This is a genomic window from Natronospira elongata (assembly GCF_034931365.1).
Classification (GTDB): Bacteria; Pseudomonadota; Gammaproteobacteria; order Natronospirales; family Natronospiraceae; genus Natronospira; species Natronospira elongata.
This window is the reverse complement of sequence record NZ_JAYGII010000097.1, coordinates 1-1,143: the sequence shown is the minus strand read 5'-3', so window position 1 is coordinate 1,143 and position 1,143 is coordinate 1. Positions and strand designations below refer to the sequence as shown.

Annotated in this window: 1 protein-coding gene; it reads left to right on the top strand. The window is 69.4% G+C overall.

The annotated features are described in order from the left end of the window. Positions 1–120: 120 nt before the first annotated feature. On the top strand, positions 121–1,143 hold a 1,023-nt coding region (locus VCB98_RS13905), incomplete at its 3' end, for an FAD-dependent oxidoreductase (protein ID WP_346053558.1).

The following is a 1,143-nucleotide window of genomic DNA, read 5'->3' as shown; positions in this document are numbered from 1 at the left end:
CTTGCCATTGATTGGACCCCAGAGCATAGCTGAGGTGGTTCGATGACGCTGTAGGACAATGCTGATTTCGGCAGCCCGATGGGCTGGTCTTGCGACAGGTGACGTCGTAGGATGCCCGGCATGAAAAACGACTACGATATTGCCGTCATCGGCGCCGGCCCCATCGGCGCCGCCAGTGCGCTGGGTCTGGCGCGGACCGGTTATCGCGTGGCCCTTGTGGACGCGCATCCGCTCAAGGATCCGGTCAGCACGGATGAGCCGCTGGACCTGCGGGTGTTCGCGGTCTCGCGCGCCTCCCGGCGGCTGTTCCAGCAACTGGACGCCTGGCCGGCCATGGCGGCGGTGCGCGTCAGCCCCTACCGGCACATGACGGTCTGGGATGCCCACGGCCGGGTCGAGTTTGATGCCGCCGATGTGGCCGAAGCCGAGCTGGGTCATATTGTCGAGAATCGGGTCATCCAGGCCGCCCTGCACCAGCAGCTCCGGGAATCGTCGATAGATTGCTTCCTGCCCGATCGCCTGGAGCGGCTTAGCCTGGAGCCGTCGGGGGCCCTGTTGGGCCTGGCCCGGGCCGGGCGCCTGCGTGCCCGCCTGGTGGTGGCCGCCGATGGCGGGGCCTCTCCCACCCGGGAAATGGCCGGCATCGACGTGCGCCCCGTCGACCATGAGCAGGTGGCCCTGGTGGCCCACATCCGCAGCGAGAAGCCTCATGGCGAGACTGCCCGCCAGCGGTTCCTGGAGACTGGGCCGCTGGCCCTGCTGCCGCTGGCGGACGGGCGCTGCTCCATCGTCTGGTCCACCACTCCGGCTGAGGCCGAGCGCCTGCGGGGGCTGTCGCCGGAGCAGTTCGGCCGTGAACTGACCCTGGCAAGCGACGGCGTGCTGGGCTCGCTGATGCCGGATACCGAGGTGGTGGGTTTTCCCCTCTGTTCCCGCCAGGCCGAGCGCTACATCGACGAGCGCCTGGTGCTGGTGGGCGATGCCGCCCACACCGTCCACCCCCTGGCGGGTCTGGGAATGAACCTGGGTCTGAAGGACGTGGCCGAACTGCACCGGGTCCTGGCCCGGGCCCGCGACAGGGGCCACGATTCCGGCGAGCGCACCGTGCTGCGCCGCTACGAGCGGGCCCGCCGCCCGGATAAC